Below are 19,058 nucleotides of genomic sequence, written 5' to 3' on the forward strand. Positions count from 1 at the left end.
ACGATCCGCCCTGACCATCTGCGTTCAGTGGGGAAGTATCGGTATGTTCAGCTCATTCAGCAGCATCGATTGTGAAACGCCCACCGACACGGCGGTGAAGCGGCTCGACGGCATCGGCCACGTTCTTTCGGGTCTCGATATCTCGGCGATCCAGACGCAGGACGACATGAACCGCACGCTCTGGACGCTCGACGCCGCCACAAAGTGCGTTCGCGCCGTGCTGGCGGAGTTCCGCACGCAGCCGGCCACGGAACAGCTGGTCCGCAAATCCAGAAATCTGATCGACCTGATTGAACGCGCCCGCGATCAGGTCGTGCGCTTTCAGGAAAGCCGCGCGGTCCTGAGCTGATTACTTGGTGCGGTTGATCTTCGCGAGGATTCGGTCCGCCTCAGTCCGCCAATCCGCGCTGCGGGCGAACTCTTTCGTGCCCCTGGCGCCGAACAGCCCTTCATCGGCGAGATCGGCCACCCAGGCCTGCCGTTCGGCAGTGCCTTGCGCGGACCATGGCGTCAAACCCGCCTCGCGCACGGTTTCGGCGACCTCACGCACCTCCTCGGCGCGGCGACGGCCGTGCTCGATCACGCGCTGGAAGCAATAGGCGCCCTGTTTCTCCCAGTCGATGCCAGGGAACGTTTCCGCGAGCGAGGCCAGCACCGCGTCCTCGACACCATAGGCGCGCGCGGTGGTGAAGCTTTCGATCACCATCGCTTCCAGGCCCTTGATCATGATGCTGCGGCACATCTTCACCGCAGAGGAAACGCCGAGCTTGTCGCTCGCAACCTTCGCGGCAAAACCAATCGCGTTCAACAGCGGCTCCAGCTCCCTCGCACCGGGCCCGCCGAGCAGCAGCAGCACCTTGATGCGATAGGGCGGCACCGAGGTCATCACCGCGCCCTCGACATAGCGCCCGGCAGCGCCGTCGATCAGGGCGGCGGCGCGCTGCTTGGCACCCGGAGAAGCCGAGTTGAAATCGAGGAACCAGGTGCCCTGATTGATCGCCGCGGCACAGGCCTTTGCGACCGGAACGGCCTGGCTTGCGGTGACGGCGGAGATGATGAGATCGGATTTCGCGGTCAGCTCGGCGTGAGACCCTGCGAGCACCACGCCGAATTTTGCCGCATGCTCCTTCAGCGGCGCACCCTGCTCGCCACCGAGCTTGATGTCATAGGCGGAGACCCTGATGTCCTGCTGACGCAAGTCCTCGGCCAGAATCCGCCCGACCTCGCCATACCCGACCAGCCCGATCTGCCAGCGCCTGGGATCACCTGCCATCAGTTCAATCCTCGTGTCGTCTCGTCGAACAGTTCTTCGACCGCATAGCGGCGCGGGATCAGCGCCTGCTGGAATGCGTAGTCGATGATCAGCTCGAGCGGCTTCCTGTTTGCTTCGATCCCGAACGGAACGAGGTCCGGCGTTGCCGCAGGCCCTGCCCGCTCCTTGCTCCGCTTGAGCAGATCATAGACGCCCGCGACCACGTCAGGACGCGATTTGGCAAGCTGCTCGGTCACGACCACGAGATGGTTGACCGGTACGACGCCGCGACGGGCGTACCATTTGGCGGCCTCGGCGGCGGGATCAGGGAATAGCGGCTTCAGCTTGGGGTTGTCAGAAGTCTCGCCGAGCACGGCATCGAGCTCGCCGTCGATCAGCATCTGGAGAATGTTCTTGTCCTTCGGCGCGTGCTCGGTGGTGTCGACATATTCGGCCACGTGCGGATCCTCGAAGGTCACCCAGTGGACCCTGTCGAGATCGACGCCGTAGTCGTTGGCGAGGATACCCCTGATCCAGGCGCCCGTCGTGGTCGTGAAGGAGCGGATACCGACACGCTTGCCTTCGAGATCGGTCGGCCCGAGCGTCCCCCTTTCAGGATTGTAGAGCGCGTAGGCATGCTGGAAGCGCCCGAGCATGGTCGCCGGCAGCAATACCAGCGGCTTGCCGTGCGCTTTCGCCATCAGGTAGGTGACGATCGCCATCTCGCAGACGTCGAAGGCCTGCTCGCGCACCATCGGTTTGAATGCCGTGTTGGTCGGCGTATACGTGATGAAGTCCAAATCGAACAGATCAGAGCGGAGCTCGCCGCTCTTCACCGCCTGGACATGAGGGTGGCTGCCGAGAACGGCTTTCAGCTTGAGACGATCCATCCGCCCGCTCCGCTTTCCGTCGCTTCAGACGTCCTCGGGATTGTCGACATACACCAGTCCGGCCTTCGTCAGCGCCTCGCGCATGCTGTACATGTCGAGACCGAGCTCGCCGGAGGCAAGCCGCTTGCGCTTGCCGCCCTCCTCCGCGTTGCGCTTCTTCGCTCTCTCGGCGACCTCGGCCGCATAGCGCTTCGGCACCACCACCACGCCGTCGTCATCGGCCACGACGATGTCGCCGGGATCGACATTGACGCCGGCGCAGACCACGGGAACGTTGACCGAGCCGAGCGTGGCCTTCACCGTGCCCTTGGCCGATACCGCGCGCGACCACACTGGAAAGCGCATCTCGTGCAGCGCTTTGACGTCGCGACAGCCGGCGTCGATGATCAATCCCTGGACGCCCCGCGCCTGCAGCGACGTCGCAAGCAGCTCGCCGAACATGCCGTCGGTGTTGTCGGTGGTGCAGCCGACGACGAGGATGTCGCCCTTCCTGCATTGCTCGACCGCGACATGGATCATCCAGTTGTCGCCGGGCTGCGCCAGCACCGTCACCGCCGGTCCGGCGATCGACGCGCCCGCCCAGACCGGACGCAAGTAAGGCTTCATCAGGCCGATGCGGCCATAGGCCTCGTGCACGGTTGAGACACCGTATTCTGCCATCCCGGCGGGATCGGCGCGCTTGATGTTGCAAACGACGACTGGCTTCATGCCAATTCCTCGGCGACGGTCGGAAATAAGCGCTGATAGGCCTCGCCATAGGTCATGGGCACGCCGGTGTTGCGGCTGCCCTGGATGCCGCGGTTGAGCGCGACGCGCTCGTAATAGCCCCATAGATGCTTCTGCGCGGCAAGGATCTGGAACGCCTCGTACTTCTCCTTCCAGACCTCGTCGATCTTGAGGAGGAGGTCCGGCTTGTAGTTGCACTGCTCCGGCTGGTGCGGCTCGAACAGGAACACCGGCGGCGCGGAATATTTGTACTGCGCGCCGGGCTTGTGGCCCATCGCCTGCGCGACCACGCGCGTCTCCTGCGCGAAATGCGCCGCGTTCGGATGGTCGAAATTATAGGGATCTTCCAGCGCGTGCGTCAGCACGAAGCTCGGATTGAGCTCGCGGTAGATGTCGACCATGCGGTCGAAATGCGCCTCGGTGAGCTTGAGCGGATAATCACCGCAGTCGAAGAACTCGATCTCGGCACCCAACAGCTTTGCGGCCCGCTCCGCCTCGTCCTTGCGGCCGGCCTTGACCGATTCAAGCGTCGCGCCTTTCTCCTTCCAGGCGAACTGGCTCTCGCCGCGCTCGCCGAACGACAGGCAGACGATCTTCATGCGATAGCCCTTCTTCGCATGCAGCGCGATGGCGCCGCCGGCGCGCCAGACGAAATCGCCGGGATGGGCGGTGATCACGAGACCTGTTTTCATGGGACGAACTCCCTTCTTTCGTTTGTAGGCATCATATTGATCGGAGCCCTTTCATTGGTCGAAGCCAAACAGGCGCGCGGGATTGTCGACCAGGATCTTCTTCTGGAACTCGGGCTCGGGTGCGAACAGCGGAATCAGGTCGACGAGGTCGCCATCATTCGGCATCACCTTGACGTTGGGATGCGGCCAGTCCGTGCCCCAGATAACGCGATCCGGCGCGGTCTCGACGATCTTTCGCGCGAACGGCACCGCATCCGTGAACGGCGGACCGGCCGAGGACACCCGCTCCGAGCCGCAGATCTTGACCCAGCACTTCTCATCGCGCTGCATCAGCTCGATCAGGATCCTGAACGGCAGCTGATCTAGCCCGTCGGCAGCCTTCACCCGCCCCATATGGTCGATGGTGTAGCTCAGCGGCAGCTTTGTCAGCATGTCGGCGTATTCCGGAAGGTCGATCGCATCGAAGTGCAGATCGATGTGCCAGCCGAGCGGCGTGACCATCGCGACGATGCGGTCGAACACATGTCTGTCGGGCACGCCGCCGAGATGGCGAACGAAATTGAAGCGGCAGCCGCGGAAGCCGCCGTCATGCAGCACGCGGAGCCCGCGTTCGGTGATGGTGTCGTCGATATTGGCGACGGCACGGTAGGCGCCGCTGCTCTGCGCGATGGCATCGAGCGCCACCGTGTTGTCGGTGCCGTGCACGCTGGCATTGACGATGACGGCGCGCTCGACGCCGAGCTTGGCGTGCAGCGCGCGAAAATCCTCCAGCGGCGCGTCAGGCGGCGTGTAGGAGCGATCCGGCGCGTAAGGATATTTCGCGCCGGGCCCGAAGATGTGACAATGCGCATCGCAAGACAGCTTCGGCAGCTTGAACTTCGGCGTGCGCGTGTTTGGATCGGGCGGCGGAATGGTTGGCGTGTACATCATCGTCGTCAGGTGAGCCCGCCGAAGCGAGACCGCTTGTTTCAAGGCTTGCTGCTGATGACCGGCCGCCGCCGCGCCGGCGCAGCTTGATCGAGCGCGGGTGCCTGGAATGCGGCGACCATGGCCTGCACCAATTGCTCGATGGCCCCTGCGGCATCGCTGCCGTCGGCCTCGCCGCGCGACAAGCGCGAAACGCGCTCCGGCGTCACCAGCGAATAATAGAGCGCACCGAGCAGAAAGTGGCTGCGCCAGACGATGTCCGTACGCGGAATGTGCGGCAGGCTCTCGTGGATCGCGTCGATGAAGGCGTGGCTGGTGTCGTCGAAGGTCTGCGCGATGATTTTTCGCGCGACCTCGTTGCCCTCCGCCGACATCACCGCGCGAAGCCGCGTGAAGCGCGCCCCGCCGCCAGCGAGATCGCTGCCCGAGGTGAAGGCCGGTACCACATAGGCGCGCACGATCGCCTCCAGTCGGTCCTGGAGATCGCGCACACGCCTGGCAGCGGCAAGCAACTCGGAACGGCGCAGGTTCATCGGCCCGCAATGGCGCCGGTAGATCTCCAGCAGCAACCCGTCCTTGGTCTTGAAATGATAGGTCACGCTACCCGGATTGGCCCCGGCGGCATGCGCGATATCTCGCACCGACACGGCATTGAAGCCGTTGGTGGCGAACAGCTCCTCGGCCGCGGCGAGGATCGCCTCGCGCATGTTCGGCTTGCGGGCTGTTTCCCTGCTGGTGGGCTTGCGTATCATGTGATTTGTACTATCGTACAAAAGATCAGGTCTCGTCAACAAAAACGATGGCAGGGTTTAGTCGGCCTGGAAAGAGCGCCGCTGGAACGCGAACACCGCCTATGGAGTGCTGGGAATATGTTGGATTTGAACAAGAAGATCGGCCGCCTGCTGCTGGGCGCCACATTGCTGCTGGCAGCGGGCGCAGCTCAAGCCGACAACTATCCGAGCAAGCCGGTCCACATCCTGGTGCCCTATGCAGCGGGCGGAGCAGTCGACGTGCTCGCGCGCACGCTGGGCCAGGCGCTGGCGAAGACCTGGGGGCAGCAGCCCGTGATCGACAATCGTCCCGGCGCGGGCGGCATCGTCGCCTCGCAAACGCTGACCAAGTCCGCGCCTGACGGTTACACGCTGATCCTGGTCGCGAGCGGCCATCCGCTCAACCAGTTCATCTATCCAAGCGTACCTTACGACACCTTCAAGGATTTCACCGCGATCACCGAAGTCGCCTCGTCCCCGCTCGCGATCGTGGTGGCCAAGGACAGCCCTTACAAGACGCTCGGCGATCTCCTTGCCGCCGCCAAGAAGGAGCCGGACAAGCTCTCCTACGGCATGTCCGGCAACGGCACCTCGGCGCATCTTGCGGGCGAGCTGCTGAAATACATGTCCGGCGCCAAGATCGTCGCGATCCCCTACAAGGGCGGCGCACCGGCGCTGACAGCCGTGATCGCCGGCGAGATCCCGCTCAGCATCAATCCCCTCGCCGAAGCGATCGGCCAGCTCGAGGGCGGCCCGGTGCGCGCGCTGGCGGTGACCTCCGCCGAACGCTCGAAGGCGCTGCCGGATGTTCCGACCATCGCCGAGGCCGGCGTGCCCAGCTACGACGTCTCGGTCTGGTGGGGCGTTCTTGGACCGGCAAACATGCCGCCGGAGATCGTGTCCAAGCTCGAAGCCGATCTGAAGGCCGCGCTGCAGGATCCCGGCGTGCTATCGACGCTCAGCAAAATCGGCGCAGCGCCGGTCGGCTCCTCCGCCAAGGAGTTCGACGCCTACATGCACGCCGAGGCGACCAAATGGGAGCCGGTGCTGAAGGCCGCCAACATCCGCGCGCAGTGAGGCTCTGCACACTTCCAGGTGCATCGCACGCACCGCCCTGCTTGCATCTTAAGTCATTGCTTCGCTTGCTGCGCCCGCCCGCGCTGACGGCGAAGCAAGGCTCCTGGCGGCGGACAGCAGGCCGGCTTGACCAAGGCAGAACGCGAATAGGTCGCATTCGCTAGATGCTCCACCAGTAGCTGGAGATGTCAGATGACATCCGGCCAGCTTGCCCGCGGTTGCTGTAAATCAACGCAACAACATGGACAAAGCGTCATTTGTCTTCGCCATGCTGCACGAGCACGATCGCAGGATGAAGGAGATGACGAATGAGCAAGCCCGCAATGCTGACTCTGCATCGCTGGATCACCCTGGTTTTCGCGCTGCCCCTGCTTGTCATCATCGTCACCGGCTTGATCCTGTCGTTCGAGCCCATGGTGCAAGTCAGTCGCACCGGCGGTCCGGCGATCGAGTCTTCTCGCGTCATCGGACTGATGAAGCAGTACGATCCCGACAACAAGGCGCGCGGCCTCTCGTTCGATGCATCCCTCCAGCGGATGACGCTGCAAGGCGCAGGCGTGCCGGCGATCGACCTCGCGACCGGCGAAGCTGCTATCAGCGGCTCCGCCCTCTCCGATATCTTCCTTTGGGCACGCGTCACGCACGAGCGGTTGCTTGGCCAGGGCTGGCTGGTGACGACGTCGACCGTTGCCCTGGTCGTCATCATGCTGCTGGGCATTCTCATGGGACTGCCGCGGCTGCGCAACACGCTCTCCGGATGGCACAAGGGCACCGCATGGTTCGCGCTGCCGCTGATCCTGCTGAGTCCTTTGACGGGCCTGTGCATGGCCTTTGGGCTGACACTGCAGGGCGGAGCCGCTCCGGCGGACGGCAGACGTCCCGTTGGCCTGCCGGAGGCGGTTCGCATGGTCGCAGACCAGCACGACCTCTCGCATGTGATCTCGATCGGTACGCGCGGCGGTCGCGTGATGGCGCGACTCAACGAGGACGGAGAACTGCGCGCTTACGCCGTCAATTCGAGCGGGGTCGCGCCGTTGCCGCGCAACTGGCCACGGCTGATCCATGAGGGAAACTGGTCGGCCCTGATCGCTTCGCCTCTCAACGTCATCACCTCGATCGCCCTTCTGACGCTGCTGTCGACGGGGCTCCTGATCTGGGCCCGGCGGAAGCTGCGCAAGCCGAGCCGGCGCGCGGATCGGCGGGCCGACGCAGCCGTGGTCGGCGCCGGCTGATGGCGGAGTCAATTGCGCCCGCTTGCCCGCATCTTCTCCGGCGGCGTGACGCGCCGCACGAAATCAGCATCATCGTCGCCAGACGGGATCAGGATCGCGCGTTCGCGCGGCAGCGCCTCCGGCATCTCGTCCCGGATGAAGGCCACCAGCTTCTCCCTGATCTCGCAGCGGAGGTCCCAGGACTGCGGTGCATTCCTGGCGCTGACCAGCGCCCGAAGCTCGATGGTGCGCGCGTCGGCATCGATCACCTGGAGATTGACCACCTCGCCGTCCCACAGTTTTGACTGCTTTACCGCCTGCTCCAGCCAGTTCCTGATGCGTTGGACGTCGGCACGATAGTCGACATGAAGCGCGATCACGCCGATGAGGGATGCGGTGTCGCGCGTCCAATTCTGGAACGGTTTTTCGATGAAATAGGACAGCGGCACCACCATGCGGCGCCAGTCCCACAGGCGGATCACGACATAGGTCGAGGCGATGTCCTCCACCCAGCCCCATTCGTTCTCGATGATCACGGCGTCCTCGATGCGGATCGGCTGGGTGATCGCGATCTGCAGGCCCGCGATCAGATTGCTCAGCAGCGGGCGGGCGGCGAGACCGACGATGATACCGGCCGCGCCCGCGGAGGCGAACAGGCTGACGCCGTATTGCCGGACCGAATCGAACGTCATCAGCGCGGCAGAGATCGTGATGACGACGATGATGGTATCGGTGACGCGCTTGAACACGCGCACTTGCGTGACGTGCTTGCGTGCGACGAAATTCTCGGTGACGTCGCGAAAGTTCTGGAGATAGCGTGCAGCACTCATGTCGACGATCCGGATCGAGATCCAGCCGATCAGCGCGATGAAGGCCACGACGAACAGCCGCATCAGCGGCGTGCGGATCGCGTCGTCCAGCGGCGCGAGCGGCAGCACCAGTGCGACGGCGGCGAGACAGAGAGCGAGTTGGGCGGGGCCCGCGGTCCGATCGATGAACACGCTCAGAAGGGGAAAGCGGGTGCCGAATGCGCGGCCAAGCAGCCATATGGCGACCCGATAGACCAACAAGGCGAGCAGGATCGCGCCGGCAACGAGGCTGAGGCCAATGAACCATTGGGGTATCCAGCCGAACATCCTGTCGATGTCGGCCATGAGGGCCTGCCAATTCATTGCTGTCCCCGTCATTGCATGCGCACCAGCGCGCTCAACGCCTTCCCGGCCGGCTTGGCTCCCCCGTTCAGTGCAACGCAGCATCCCGCTGATGCAACCGTCGCCGAATTGCGCTAGATTGAACCGCATGACTCGACGAACCGGCAGCGCCGATCTCCCTCTTCACACCGGACGGGTTCCGCCGTGGCTGGCAAGTCGCATGTCGTCGCTGGGAGCGATCGTCACCCAGGCGATCGTGCATCATTACGGCCGCGATGCGTTCCTCCAACGGCTGTCGCATCCGTTCTGGTTCCAGTCGTTCGGCGCCGTGATCGGCATGGACTGGCACTCTTCCGGCATCACCACCTCCGTGATCGGCGCGCTGAAGCGCGGGCTCGGACCGCTTCAGGACGAGCTCGGAATTTATGTCTGTGGCGGCCGAGGTCAGCATTCGCGCAAGACGCCGGACGAGTTGTTGCAACTCGGCGACCGCGTCGGATTCGACGGCGCAAAGCTGACGCGCGCCAGCCGCCTGGTGGCCAAGGTCGACAGCGCCGCGGTCCAGGACGGTTTCGACCTCTACCTGCACGGCTTCTTCGTGACGGCCGACGGCAAATGGACGGTGGTGCAGCAGGGCATGAACGGCGACAAGCGGCAGGCGCGACGCTATCACTGGCATTCCGAGGCGCTGAAGAGCTTTGTCGATGCGCCGCACAGCGCAATCGACGGGCCGCAGCAGGGGGAGATCGTCAATCTCACCGATCATCGCGCCGACATTTCTCGGACGGCGCAGCTCGAACTACTCTGCGATCTCGGCCCCGATCGCATCGTCTCCGAATTCGAACGGCTCATCGGGACCGAGTCCACGCCGGCGCAAGGCACGCTGCCGCATCTGATCATGCCCTCCCATCACGACGTCCGTCCCAAGGACGTATTCGCGCGCCGCCTGCATGGTACGCTGGCCGCCGCAGCCGAGCGGGGCCCGGTCGATTTCCCGGAACTGCTGCTGACGCCGGGCGTCGGCGCGCGCACCGTGCGTTCGCTCGCGATGGTCGCCGAGGTCGTGCACGGCGCACCCTATCGCTTCAGGGATCCCGCGCGTTTCTCGCTCGCCCATGGCGGCAAGGACCGACATCCCTACCCCGTTCCGATCAAGGTTTATGACGAGACCATCCGGGTGCTGAAGGGCGCGATCCAGAACGCGAAGCTCGGACGCGAGGAAGAGATGCATGCGATCAAGCGTCTGGACGACCAGGCGCGGCGGCTGGAGCGGACCGCGCGCGGCCCTTCGGTTGAGGCTCTCATTGCCACCGAGCGCGCGGCCTCCCCGGATCTCGATGGCCGTTCGGTGTTCGGCTGGGAGCGCGATCTTGCGCCCACGAGAAAGCGGACCGGCTGAACACCGGTCCGCAAGTTGGCGGGAGGAACAATCTCAGGTCTCGTCAGCCTCCGGCGTCCCGTCGAGCCGGTTCGCGGCGTGGTCCTGATATTGTTCAGTCTGAATGGACTTTCCGTCCATGCCACGAATGTCCGAATGCTGCTTCTTGTCACGGTTGGACAGCACCATGTTGTCGCCGATCATATCCTTGGGTACGTCGGTCAGTCCGCCGGTGCCGTCGCCCTTGCCATGCATGCCCGATCTGAAATGCGTCTTGCTGCCATGTCCACCTGGCATTTGTCTCTCCTCTTGCAGTGACCTTCCAAAGACTTAGTGCTTCTGTTGCGCCGGCATCGGTTTCGGTTTGTGCCCGCTCTGACCGGGATCGTTGTGCTTGTCGTGATCGCTTTCCCGGCGGCTTCTTAATCCTCCAATGGCGCCTTGGCATTCTCATGCGATGCGCCTGGTCCGCCCTGGCGGATGCTGTTCGGGGTCTCGGCGGATGTCGAATGGAATGTCGCTCTCCTCAACGACCCTGCTGGTAGCCTTGATTGGTCGTGTTCTGCTTGATGTTGCCCTGCTGTCCCTGCTGGTCCGGATTCTCAGCACGTTGCTGGCCGTGTGGCGCCTGATCGGCGGACGGTTGCTTGCTGTCGCCAGTTCCCTTGCGGCTCTGATTGTCCGGCGGAACAGGTGGCATCTTGCTGGTCATGATCTTGTCTCCCGTTAAGACGTCGATCTGCGACAGGCACGGCCAAGAATTCGTAGCCGCGCGTCCAGGAGACAACAGGTCCAGCGGCACACCGTTCCTGACTGATCGCGCGCGGCAAAGATTTTCCGAAGGGACGCGGATCTCAACTCGCCGCGGTGAGGGAACGCCCAAGGCGCGCTCCCGCGCGCTCCGGTGTTCCACGGCTCTCAGCCGTGACAGGAAGGTTCGCGATCGCGCGCAAGCCCGGCCGCCTGCGCCAATGGACCTCGGCGGGATCGACGGCAAGACCGAGTTTCGGCCATCGCACGAACAGCGCTTCCAGCGCGCAGGCCGCCTCGATGCGCGCAAGCTGATGGCCGAGGCAAAAATGGATTCCTGTTCCAAAGGAGACGTGTCGATTGGGCTTCCGCTCGAGATCGAGATTCTCGGGACGATCGTGCACCGAGGAATCCATGTTCGCGGCGGCGAGCATCACCATGACGCGATCGCCCTTCTTCAAGCGCACGCCTCCGACCTCGACGTCGCGGCGCACATAGCGAGGCTTGGAGAATTGCACCGGCGACACGAAGCGCAGGAACTCCTCAACCGCAAGCCCGACGCGGCTCCAGTCCTGTTCCAGCCAGTCACGCAAGCCGGGATTCCTGAAAAGCTCATACACCGAACCGCTAATGAGATGAGTGGTCGTCTCGGATCCCGCCGCGAGCAGCAGAAACACCATCGAAACCATCTCGTCCGGCGTGATCTGACCGCCTTCGCGCTCGACCTGGATCAGCTCGGCAATCAGGCCCTCGCCGCCCTTGACGCGCGCGATCTGCAACTGTTGCCTGAGGTAGACTCGCATCTTGCGGAACGCGAACAGCAAGCGGAAGAAGCTGACGACATTCGTCAGCGAGGACATTTCGTTGGCCCAGGCGATGAACTTCGGGCGATCGGCCGGCGGCAGGCCCAGGAGTTCCGAGATCACCGCGAGCGGCAGGATGCGCGCATAGCGCTGGACGAGATCGGCCGGGCTTCCCGCTGCGAACAGCTCGTCCGCAAGCGTGTCGGCGATGGCACGGATGCGCGGCTCCATCGCAACGATCGCGCGGCGGCGAAACGCTTCGTCCACGATGCTGCGCAGCCGCGTGTGATCCGGCTCGTCCATCGTCAGCATGTTGTTGGCGATGGTCCTGACGTATCTCGGCATCCACCAGCGCAGACCCGCGACGTCGCCGTCCTCCTTGCGCAGCGTGAAGGTCGTGCCGTCCTTCAGCACCTGTGCTGTCGCATCATGGGTCGTGGTGATCCAGACATCGCCGACGATTGGGAATCGCGTCGCAACCACCGGGCCGGACATGCGCAACGTCGCGATGGCCTTGGGCGGATCGCGAAAGAAGGCCTCGTTGGTGAAATCGAGGCGTGCTGTCATGGGATCACCGGAGCGATTGGTAGCGTATCACCGAGATGGTGCACGGCGCGGCCGGCGCAAGGGGCGCCTTGTCATCGACCGCACACGTGGGGGAGATGCCCCTATCCGCGCCCGGGCGAACGCTGGCCAGTCTTGCGCTGCTGGGTGTAGGCGTCCCAATGGCTCCAGCTGCCATTGCTGAGGCTCTGCAGGTCGGTTGCGAGCGGACGGCGCGTGCGCTTGTCGTGATCGGCGATCGCGCGCTCCGACTGTGCGATCTTACGCTTGAGTTCCGCGATCGACTTTGGGGTCTGGCCGTCCCGCTTCGATGAGGCGATCTCGCCCATCGTGAAGCGCGCGGTCTCCAGCGCCTTCAACTCGGCGCGGTTCTTCTTCAACTGAACCCGGTGCCAGGCGATGTTGCTGTCGCTGTCCGCAACCATGTGGGAACTCCGCTGATTCGCTCCCACAGTGTATCAAGCGCCGAATCGGCGCCGCAACGGGCCCCACGCGGCGAAAATACGGTCTTATCGCGCGGGAATTGCGAGATTACCGCTCGGCGAAGGCCTTTTCGACCACGAATTGGGCCGGCTCGCCGTGATTGCCCTCGGCGAAGCCGCGTTCGCCCAGGAGCACGCGGGTGTCCGCGACCAGCGCAGGGCTGCCGCAGATCATGACGCGGTCATGCGCGGCTTCCAGCACCGGCAGGCCGATATCGGTGAACAGCTTGCCTGACGTGATGAGGTCCGTGATGCGGCCACGGTTGCGGAAGGGATCGCGGGTCACGGTCGGGTAGTAGATCAGCTGATTGCGAATGTATTCGCCGAGCAGCTCGTCCTTTGGCAGATGCTCGGTGATCATCTCGCCATAGGCGAGCTCCTTCACGTGCCGGCAACCGTGCAGCAGCACGACCTTCTCGAACCGCTCATAGGTCTCGGGGTCCTTGATCACGCTCAGGAAAGGCGCGAGGCCCGTGCCGGTGCCGATGAGGTAGAGGTTGCGTCCCGCTTCCAGATTGTCGATCACCAGCGTGCCGGTGGCCTTGCGGCTGACGATGATCTCGTCGCCTTCCTTCAAATGCTGGAGGCGCGAGGTCAGCGGGCCGTCCGGGACCTTGATCGAGAAGAACTCCAGCGTGTCCTCGTAATTGGCACTGGCGACGCTGTAGGCCCGCAGCAGCGGCTTCTCGCCGACCTTGAGCCCGATCATGGTGAATTCGCCGTTGCGGAAGCGGAAGGTCGGGCTGCGGGTGGTCTTGAACGAGAACAGCGTGTCGGTCCAGTGGTGGACGCTCAAAACGCTTTCCTGATTGAAATTGCTCATCTCACCCTTCCGTGTCGCTTGCTCGCGGTCCCGAGGCGGTCAGCTATGCGTCATTTGTACACGATCATTCGTATACTAATGAATAATCCTGCTTGATCCCGCGGTCAAGGCTGCCCAAGATCGAAAGCGTTGCAGTTAGGAATAAGGAGCCCCTTCCATGGCGCATGACGCACCCCAGGCCACCGGACCATCCAAGCTCGTGATCCGGAACATCGGCCTGATCCTGTCCGGCGCTTTGGAAAAGCCGATCCTGGACGGCGACACCATCGTCGCCGAGAACGGCAAGATCACCGCAATCGGCCGCTTCAAGGACTGCAACGTCGAAGGCGCGACCACCATCGTCGATGCCCAGGGCACCACGGTGGCGCCGGGCCTGATCGACAGTCACGTCCACCCCGTCGCCGGCGACTGGACGCCGCGCCAGAACCAGATCAATTGGATCGACAGCTACCTCCATGGCGGCGTCACCACCATGATCTCCGCCGGCGAGGTTCACATGCCCGGCCGGCCCCGCGACGTCGTCGGCCTGAAGGCCATGGCCGTGTTCGCCCAGCGCGCATTCTGGACCTTGCGTCCCGGCGGCGTGAAGGTTCACGCCGGCGCGCCGGTGATCGAATGCGAGATGGTCGAGGAAGATTTCAAGGAGATGGCTGCCAACGGCGTCAAGCTGCTCGGCGAGGTCGGCCTCGGCGGCGTCAAGGACGGCCCGACAGCGCGGAAGATGGTCGGCTGGGCGCGCAAATACGGCATCCAGAGCACGATCCACACCGGTGGTCCCTCGATCCCCGGCTCCGGCCTGATCGACAAGGACGTGGTGCTGGAAGCCGACACCGACGTTGTCGGCCATATCAATGGCGGCCACACCGCCCTGCCCGATGACCAGATCCGTTGCATCTGCGAGGGCTGCAAGCGCGGGCTCGAGCTCGTGCACAACGGCAATGAGCGCTCGGCCTTGTTTACGCTGCGCACCGCGCGCGAGATGGGCGATCTGCATCGCGTCATCCTCGGCACCGATGCGCCCGCCGGCTCCGGTGTACAGCCACTCGGCATTCTGCGCATGGTCTCGATGCTGTCCTCGCTCGGCGATCTGCCGGCCGAACTCGCCTTCTGCCTTGCCACCGGCAACACTGCGCGGATGCGGCAGCTCGATTGCGGCCTGATCGAGGTCGGCCGTTCCGCCGACTTCGTCATCATGGACAAGGCCCAGCACTCGCCGGGCAAGAACATCCTGGAGAGCGTCCAGCTCGGCGACCTCCCCGGCATCGGCATGACCATCATCGACGGCATCGTGCGGACGCAACGCAGCCGCAACACCCCGCCGGCCGGGAAGGTGCCGGAGGTGGTGGCGAAGTAGGATTGGACGAAAGCCAGACCCGTCATTCTGAGGTGCGAGCACGCGGCGCGATGGCGCCGTGTGCGAGCCTCGAAGGATGAACGGCCAAGATGCAGCCGGGCCGTCGCCCTTTGAGGGCCGCTGAAGAAGCGGCCACCTCAGGGTGACGGTGAGAGAGCAGAATTCACCGCTCCTGTAGGGTGGGCAAAGCGAAGCGTGCCCACCATTCTTTCTCCAGCCGCAGAAATGGTGGGCACGGCGCTCGCGCGCCTTTGCCCACCCTACGAGACCGACATCACCGCAGCTTGTTCAATAGTGCCATCAGCGTCTCGCGCTCTTTCGCGTCGAGCGGTGCCAGCGTCTCGCGCGTGATCGCAAGCGCATTGGGCGCCAGCTTCTCCGCAAGCTGCTGACCCGCGCGCGTCAGGCTGACCAGGAGCCGCCGCCCATCATCGGGATCCTGGCTGGTCTCGGTCAGGCCGCGCGCGGTGAGACGATCGATCACGCCTTTGATGGTGGCGACGTCCATCGCCGTCAGCCGCCCGAGCTGGTTCTGCGAGCACGGCCCGGTCTCGGCCAGTTTCGACAATGCCGCCCATTGTGTCGGCGTCAGATTGGTGCCGATGTCGCGGGCGAAGATCGAGCTATGGCGCTGCCAGACCTGGCGCAGGATGAAACCGACCTGCTCGTCGAGCACGTAAGGCGGCCTGTTAAACGCTTTGGCCGGTTTGACGTTCTTCTTCGCCGTCACGCTTCTCGCCATCCGTTCCCCGCTCTCACAACGACAGATGCGCGTCGCGGATATCAGGACGCGCGTCGAGCTCGGCCATGGTGCCACCGAAGCAGATCCGGCCGCGCTCGATGATGTAGGCGCGGTCGGAGATCAATCGCGCGAAATGCAGGTTCTGCTCGGAAACGACGATGCTGACGCCCTCTTTCTTCATGGTCAGGATGGCATCGACCATCTGCTCCACGATCTTCGGCGACAGGCCCTCCGAAGGCTCGTCGAGCAGCACCAGCGAGGGATTGCCCATCAGCGTGCGCGCGATGGTGAGCATCTGCTGCTCGCCGCCGCTCATGCGGCCGCCGGGACGGTTCTTCATCTCGCCCAGATTTGGAAACAGCGCGAACAGTTTCTCGCGCGTCCAGTGCGGCGCGTTCGGGCGCTTCGGCTGGCGGCCGACTTCGAGGTTTTCCTCGACTGTCAGGTCAGTGAAGATGCGCCGCTCCTCCGGAACGTAGCCGAGCCCCTCGCGCACGATCTCATGTGTCGGCTTCGCCGAGACGTCCTTGCCCTCGAATGTGATGCGGCCGGAGCGCTGCGCGACGAGGCCGACGATCGAGCGGAACGTCGTCGACTTGCCCGCGCCGTTGCGCCCGAGCAATGCCACCACCTCACCCTCACCGACCTCGAAGCCGATGTCGAACAGGATATGGGCCGGACCGTAATGGCTGTTGAGGTCTTGCACCGTGAGCTTCATGCCGAGGTTCCCTCGCGGTGGCGGGCATCGTAGACGAGGCCCTCGCCGAGATAGACCGCCTGCACCTGCGGATTGCCGCGCACCTCCGCCGGCGAGCCTTCGGCGATCAACGTCCCGCGGTTGAGCACGATGATGCGGTCGGCATGCTCGAACACCACGTCCATGTCGTGCTCGGTGAAGAGCACGCCGATCGACTTCTCCCGCGCGATGCTCGCGGTCAGCCGCATCAGATCGACGCGCTCGCGCGGCGCCATGCCTGCAGTCGGCTCGTCCATCAACAGCAGCTTCGGCTGGTTGGCGAGCGCGACCGCAAGCTCGAGCCGCTTGAGATCGCCATAGGCCAGCTCGCCGCAAGGACGGTCCGCGTAGCCGCCCATGCCGACCAACTCGAGCAGACGGCCGGCCTCGCCGCGGTCGAACTTCGGCGCCGAGCCCCAGAGGTTGTAGAGCTGCTTCCCATGCGAAATCAGCGCGACTTGGACGTTCTCACGCACGGTCATGGTGGCGAAGGTCGCGGTGATCTGGAACGTGCGCCCGACGCCGAGCCGCCAGACCTCACGCGGCTTCCTGCCTGTGATCTCTTCGCCGAGCAGGCGGACATGGCCGGTATCCGGCTGGTTCTGACCGTTGAGCATGTCGAAGCAGGTGCTCTTGCCGGCGCCGTTAGGGCCGATCAGCGCCAGGATCTCGCCCGCGCGCAGCGAGAACGAGACGCCGCGCACCGCATGGATGCCGCCATAGGATTTGGTCAGCCCTTCAACCGCGAGAAGTGGGGGTGCAACGCTCATTCGGCAGACTCGATCGGCTTGGCAAGCAAGGGAGAGCCCGGCGGCGAGGACTTTCGCCGGCGCTGCGCCAGCAACTCGAGCATGCCGACGATGCCCTTGGGGAAGACGACGACGATCAGCATGATGAAGCCGCCGAGCACGAGCTTCGACAGATCGGTCTGGCTCACCAGCCAGATGTTCAAGGCCTTGTAGACGATGGCGCCGATCACCGCGCCGGACACCGTCTCGACACCGCCGAGCAGCACCATGACCAGCGCGTCGACAGACAGCGAGATGCCGAGATTGTCGGGAAAGACGCTGCCCTTGAGGTAGGCGAACAGCGCGCCGCCGATGCCGGCGGTCGTGCCGGCAATCACGAAAGCGGTCCACTGGATCCGCTTGGCATCGATGCCGATCGCTTCGCTGCGAAGAAGCGAGTCGCGCGTTGCACGGAGCGCGTAACCGAACGGCGAGAACACCATGGCCCGCAACGCGACAGTCACCAGCGCCGCGACGCCGAGCGCAAGCCAGTAGAAATGCGACGGGCTCGCCGCCCAGCTCGACGGCCAGAGACCGAGGATGCCGTTGTCGCCACCGGTCACGCTCACCCATTGGAACGCGATCGACCACACGATCTGCGCGAAGGCGAGCGTGAGCATCGCGAAATAGACGCCCGAGAGCTGCACTGCGAAGAAGCCGAACACGGCGGCGCCCATGCAGCCGAGCAGCGGGCCGAGCAACAGACACACGATCATCGGCAGCCCCGCCATCTTGGCGAGGAAGGCGATGCCATAGGCGCCGAGCCCGAAATAGGCGGCATGGCCGAAGGACGCGAGGCCGCCGACCGACATCAGGAAGTGCAGGCTGACAGCGAAGATCACGAAGATCGCGATCTCCGAGCCCACGGTGAGCAGATAATTGCCCGCGAACAGCGGCAGCATCGCTGCGACGACGAGCGCCGCAACCGCTGCCAAGCGTTCGTTCGACGTCAGCGGCCGCCAGGGATTGACGGTGAGGCCAGGCGTCTTGCGCGCGGCCGCCTCCGGCTTGCCGAACAGGCCCCAGGGCCGCACGATCAGCACCACCGCCATCACCAGGAAGACCAGAATGATGGAGATCTTCGGAAAGATCAGGATGCCGAAGGCATTCAGCTCCGAGACCAGCACGGCAGCGACGAAGGCACCGACGATGCTGCCGAGGCCGCCAATCACGACCACGACGAACACCTCGACGATGATGCGCAGATCCATGGCGTGATGCACGGCATCGCGCGGGATCTGAAGCGCGCCGCCGAGGGCTGCGAGGAAGACGCCGACCGCGAACACGGAGGTGAAGAGCCACTTTTGATTGACGCCGAGCGCGGCAACCATGTCGCGGTCTTGCGTCGCCGCGCGCACGAGCACGCCCCAGCGCGTGCGCTGGAACAGCAGCCAGAGAATGCCGAGCACCACGGGTCCCAGCACGATCAGAAACAGATCATAGCTCGGAATGTTCTGGCCAAAGAAATCGATGGCGCCCCTGAAGCCCGGCGCGCGGCGGCCAACGAGATCGTCGGGCCCCCAGATCAGGACCACGAGATCCTCGACCATCAAGGTCAGGCCGAAGGTCGCCAGCAGCTGGAACAATTCGGGCGCGTGATAGATGCGACGGAGCAGCACCATCTCGACGATCACGCCGATCATCGCCACGGCCAGCGCGGCCAGCACGATGCTGCCCCAGAACCCAAACGCACCCGAAAGCCGCTCGGTGAGCGTGAAGGCGATGTAGGCGCCGATCATGTAGAAGGCGCCATGCGCGAAATTCACGATCCGGGTCACGCCGAAGATGATCGACAGGCCCGAGGCCACCAGGAACAGCGACGCTGCGCTGGCGAGACCGGTCAGAAACTGTACGACATAAAAGGCCATCGGCGGTCCGGGTTGGTTGGATCTCAGTGCTGGGCTTCATCCTTCGAGACGGCGCTCCGCGCCTCCTCAGGATG

At 64.3% G+C, this 19,058-nt stretch carries 21 protein-coding genes; 5 read left to right on the top strand and 16 right to left on the bottom strand.

The window, feature by feature from the left end:
* Positions 1 to 43: 43 nt before the first annotated feature.
* Positions 44 to 349, top strand: a complete 306-nt coding sequence (locus ACM42_RS17370; protein WP_271529099.1) for a hypothetical protein — start codon at positions 44 to 46, stop codon at positions 347 to 349.
* Here ACM42_RS17370 and ACM42_RS17375 read toward each other — a convergent pair whose 3' ends face one another.
* Genes ACM42_RS17375 through ACM42_RS17400 form a run of 6 tightly spaced genes read right to left on the bottom strand, consistent with a single transcriptional unit; the run spans position 350 to position 5,239 of the window.
* Positions 350 to 1,273 carry a DUF1932 domain-containing protein gene (locus tag ACM42_RS17375; protein ID WP_271529100.1) on the bottom strand — a complete coding sequence of 308 codons (924 nt, stop codon included), beginning with the start codon at positions 1,271 to 1,273 and terminating at the stop codon, positions 350 to 352.
* Complete coding sequence (locus ACM42_RS17380) at positions 1,273 to 2,142, bottom strand: ABC transporter substrate-binding protein (RefSeq protein WP_271529101.1); 870 nt, start codon at positions 2,140 to 2,142, stop codon at positions 1,273 to 1,275. The genes ACM42_RS17375 and ACM42_RS17380 overlap by 1 nt, the downstream gene beginning before the upstream one ends.
* Before the next feature lie 24 nt (positions 2,143 to 2,166).
* Positions 2,167 to 2,850 carry a 4-carboxy-4-hydroxy-2-oxoadipate aldolase/oxaloacetate decarboxylase gene (locus ACM42_RS17385; protein ID WP_271529102.1) on the bottom strand — a complete coding sequence of 228 codons (684 nt, stop codon included), beginning with the start codon at positions 2,848 to 2,850 and terminating at the stop codon, positions 2,167 to 2,169.
* Positions 2,847 to 3,560, bottom strand: coding sequence for a PIG-L deacetylase family protein (locus ACM42_RS17390; RefSeq protein WP_008552603.1), 714 nt, complete (start codon positions 3,558 to 3,560; stop codon positions 2,847 to 2,849). Before ACM42_RS17390 ends, ACM42_RS17385 begins: the two co-directional genes overlap by 4 nt.
* Positions 3,561 to 3,611: 51 nt before the next feature.
* Positions 3,612 to 4,490 carry an amidohydrolase family protein gene (locus ACM42_RS17395; RefSeq protein ID WP_271529272.1) on the bottom strand — a complete coding sequence of 293 codons (879 nt, stop codon included), beginning with the start codon at positions 4,488 to 4,490 and terminating at the stop codon, positions 3,612 to 3,614.
* 38 nt (positions 4,491 to 4,528) lie between these two features.
* Positions 4,529 to 5,239: a TetR/AcrR family transcriptional regulator gene (locus ACM42_RS17400; protein ID WP_271529104.1), complete on the bottom strand. Its 711-nt coding sequence runs from the start codon at positions 5,237 to 5,239 to the stop codon at positions 4,529 to 4,531.
* Positions 5,240 to 5,356: 117 nt separating this feature from the next.
* Here ACM42_RS17400 and ACM42_RS17405 point away from each other — a divergent pair, with 117 nt between their 5' ends.
* Together ACM42_RS17405 and ACM42_RS17410 are read left to right on the top strand one after the other, a co-directional pair.
* Positions 5,357 to 6,334: a tripartite tricarboxylate transporter substrate binding protein gene (locus ACM42_RS17405; RefSeq protein WP_271529105.1), complete on the top strand. Its 978-nt coding sequence runs from the start codon at positions 5,357 to 5,359 to the stop codon at positions 6,332 to 6,334.
* A 308-nt stretch (positions 6,335 to 6,642) separates the two neighbouring features.
* Positions 6,643 to 7,566, top strand: coding sequence for a PepSY-associated TM helix domain-containing protein (locus tag ACM42_RS17410; protein ID WP_271529106.1), 924 nt, complete (start codon positions 6,643 to 6,645; stop codon positions 7,564 to 7,566).
* 8 nt (positions 7,567 to 7,574) lie between these two features.
* Here the strand turns inward: ACM42_RS17410 and ACM42_RS17415 are convergent, their stop codons facing one another.
* A complete protein-coding gene (locus ACM42_RS17415) occupies positions 7,575 to 8,717 on the bottom strand; it encodes a mechanosensitive ion channel family protein (protein ID WP_271529273.1) in 1,143 nt (380 codons plus the stop codon).
* Between the two features lie 127 nt (positions 8,718 to 8,844).
* On the opposite strand from ACM42_RS17415, the gene ACM42_RS17420 reads away from it, so the two are divergent.
* A complete protein-coding gene (locus tag ACM42_RS17420) occupies positions 8,845 to 10,095 on the top strand; it encodes a DUF763 domain-containing protein (RefSeq protein ID WP_271529107.1) in 1,251 nt (416 codons plus the stop codon).
* Positions 10,096 to 10,128: 33 nt separating this feature from the next.
* Here the strand turns inward: ACM42_RS17420 and ACM42_RS17425 are convergent, their stop codons facing one another.
* From ACM42_RS17425 to ACM42_RS17445, 5 genes are all read right to left on the bottom strand, one after another.
* Positions 10,129 to 10,371, bottom strand: coding sequence for a hypothetical protein (locus ACM42_RS17425; protein ID WP_271529108.1), 243 nt, complete (start codon positions 10,369 to 10,371; stop codon positions 10,129 to 10,131).
* Positions 10,372 to 10,600: 229 nt separating this feature from the next.
* Entirely contained in the window at positions 10,601 to 10,786 is a 186-nt protein-coding gene (locus ACM42_RS17430; protein ID WP_271529109.1) for a hypothetical protein, read from the bottom strand.
* Between the two features lie 142 nt (positions 10,787 to 10,928).
* Entirely contained in the window at positions 10,929 to 12,194 is a 1,266-nt protein-coding gene (locus ACM42_RS17435; RefSeq protein WP_271529110.1) for a cytochrome P450, read from the bottom strand.
* 101 nt (positions 12,195 to 12,295) lie between these two features.
* Positions 12,296 to 12,616 (bottom strand): hypothetical protein, encoded by a 321-nt coding sequence (locus tag ACM42_RS17440; RefSeq protein WP_028178542.1) that lies wholly within the window; start codon positions 12,614 to 12,616, stop codon positions 12,296 to 12,298.
* 106 nt (positions 12,617 to 12,722) lie between these two features.
* Entirely contained in the window at positions 12,723 to 13,496 is a 774-nt protein-coding gene (locus ACM42_RS17445) for a ferredoxin--NADP reductase (protein ID WP_271529111.1), read from the bottom strand.
* A gap of 157 nt (positions 13,497 to 13,653) precedes the next feature.
* Between ACM42_RS17445 and ACM42_RS17450 the strand changes: the two genes are divergently transcribed.
* The gene (locus ACM42_RS17450) at positions 13,654 to 14,850 is read left to right on the top strand and encodes an amidohydrolase family protein (RefSeq protein ID WP_271529112.1); all 1,197 of its coding nucleotides are present in this window, start codon (positions 13,654 to 13,656) and stop codon (positions 14,848 to 14,850) included.
* Positions 14,851 to 15,124: 274 nt separating this feature from the next.
* Here the strand turns inward: ACM42_RS17450 and ACM42_RS17455 are convergent, their stop codons facing one another.
* From ACM42_RS17455 to ACM42_RS17470, 4 genes are read right to left on the bottom strand one after another with little or no spacing between them, the layout of a single operon-like run.
* Positions 15,125 to 15,592 carry a MarR family winged helix-turn-helix transcriptional regulator gene (locus ACM42_RS17455; RefSeq protein ID WP_271529113.1) on the bottom strand — a complete coding sequence of 156 codons (468 nt, stop codon included), beginning with the start codon at positions 15,590 to 15,592 and terminating at the stop codon, positions 15,125 to 15,127.
* A gap of 13 nt (positions 15,593 to 15,605) precedes the next feature.
* Positions 15,606 to 16,310: an ABC transporter ATP-binding protein gene (locus ACM42_RS17460; RefSeq protein WP_028178546.1), complete on the bottom strand. Its 705-nt coding sequence runs from the start codon at positions 16,308 to 16,310 to the stop codon at positions 15,606 to 15,608.
* A complete protein-coding gene (locus ACM42_RS17465) occupies positions 16,307 to 17,098 on the bottom strand; it encodes an ABC transporter ATP-binding protein (protein WP_271529114.1) in 792 nt (263 codons plus the stop codon). Before ACM42_RS17465 ends, ACM42_RS17460 begins: the two co-directional genes overlap by 4 nt.
* Positions 17,095 to 18,984 carry an ABC transporter permease gene (locus ACM42_RS17470; RefSeq protein WP_271529115.1) on the bottom strand — a complete coding sequence of 630 codons (1,890 nt, stop codon included), beginning with the start codon at positions 18,982 to 18,984 and terminating at the stop codon, positions 17,095 to 17,097. The genes ACM42_RS17465 and ACM42_RS17470 overlap by 4 nt, the downstream gene beginning before the upstream one ends.
* Between the last annotated feature and the right edge of the window lie 74 nt (positions 18,985 to 19,058).

Source organism: Bradyrhizobium sp. CCBAU 25338, from assembly GCF_028128965.1.
Classification (GTDB): domain Bacteria; phylum Pseudomonadota; class Alphaproteobacteria; order Rhizobiales; family Xanthobacteraceae; genus Bradyrhizobium; species Bradyrhizobium liaoningense.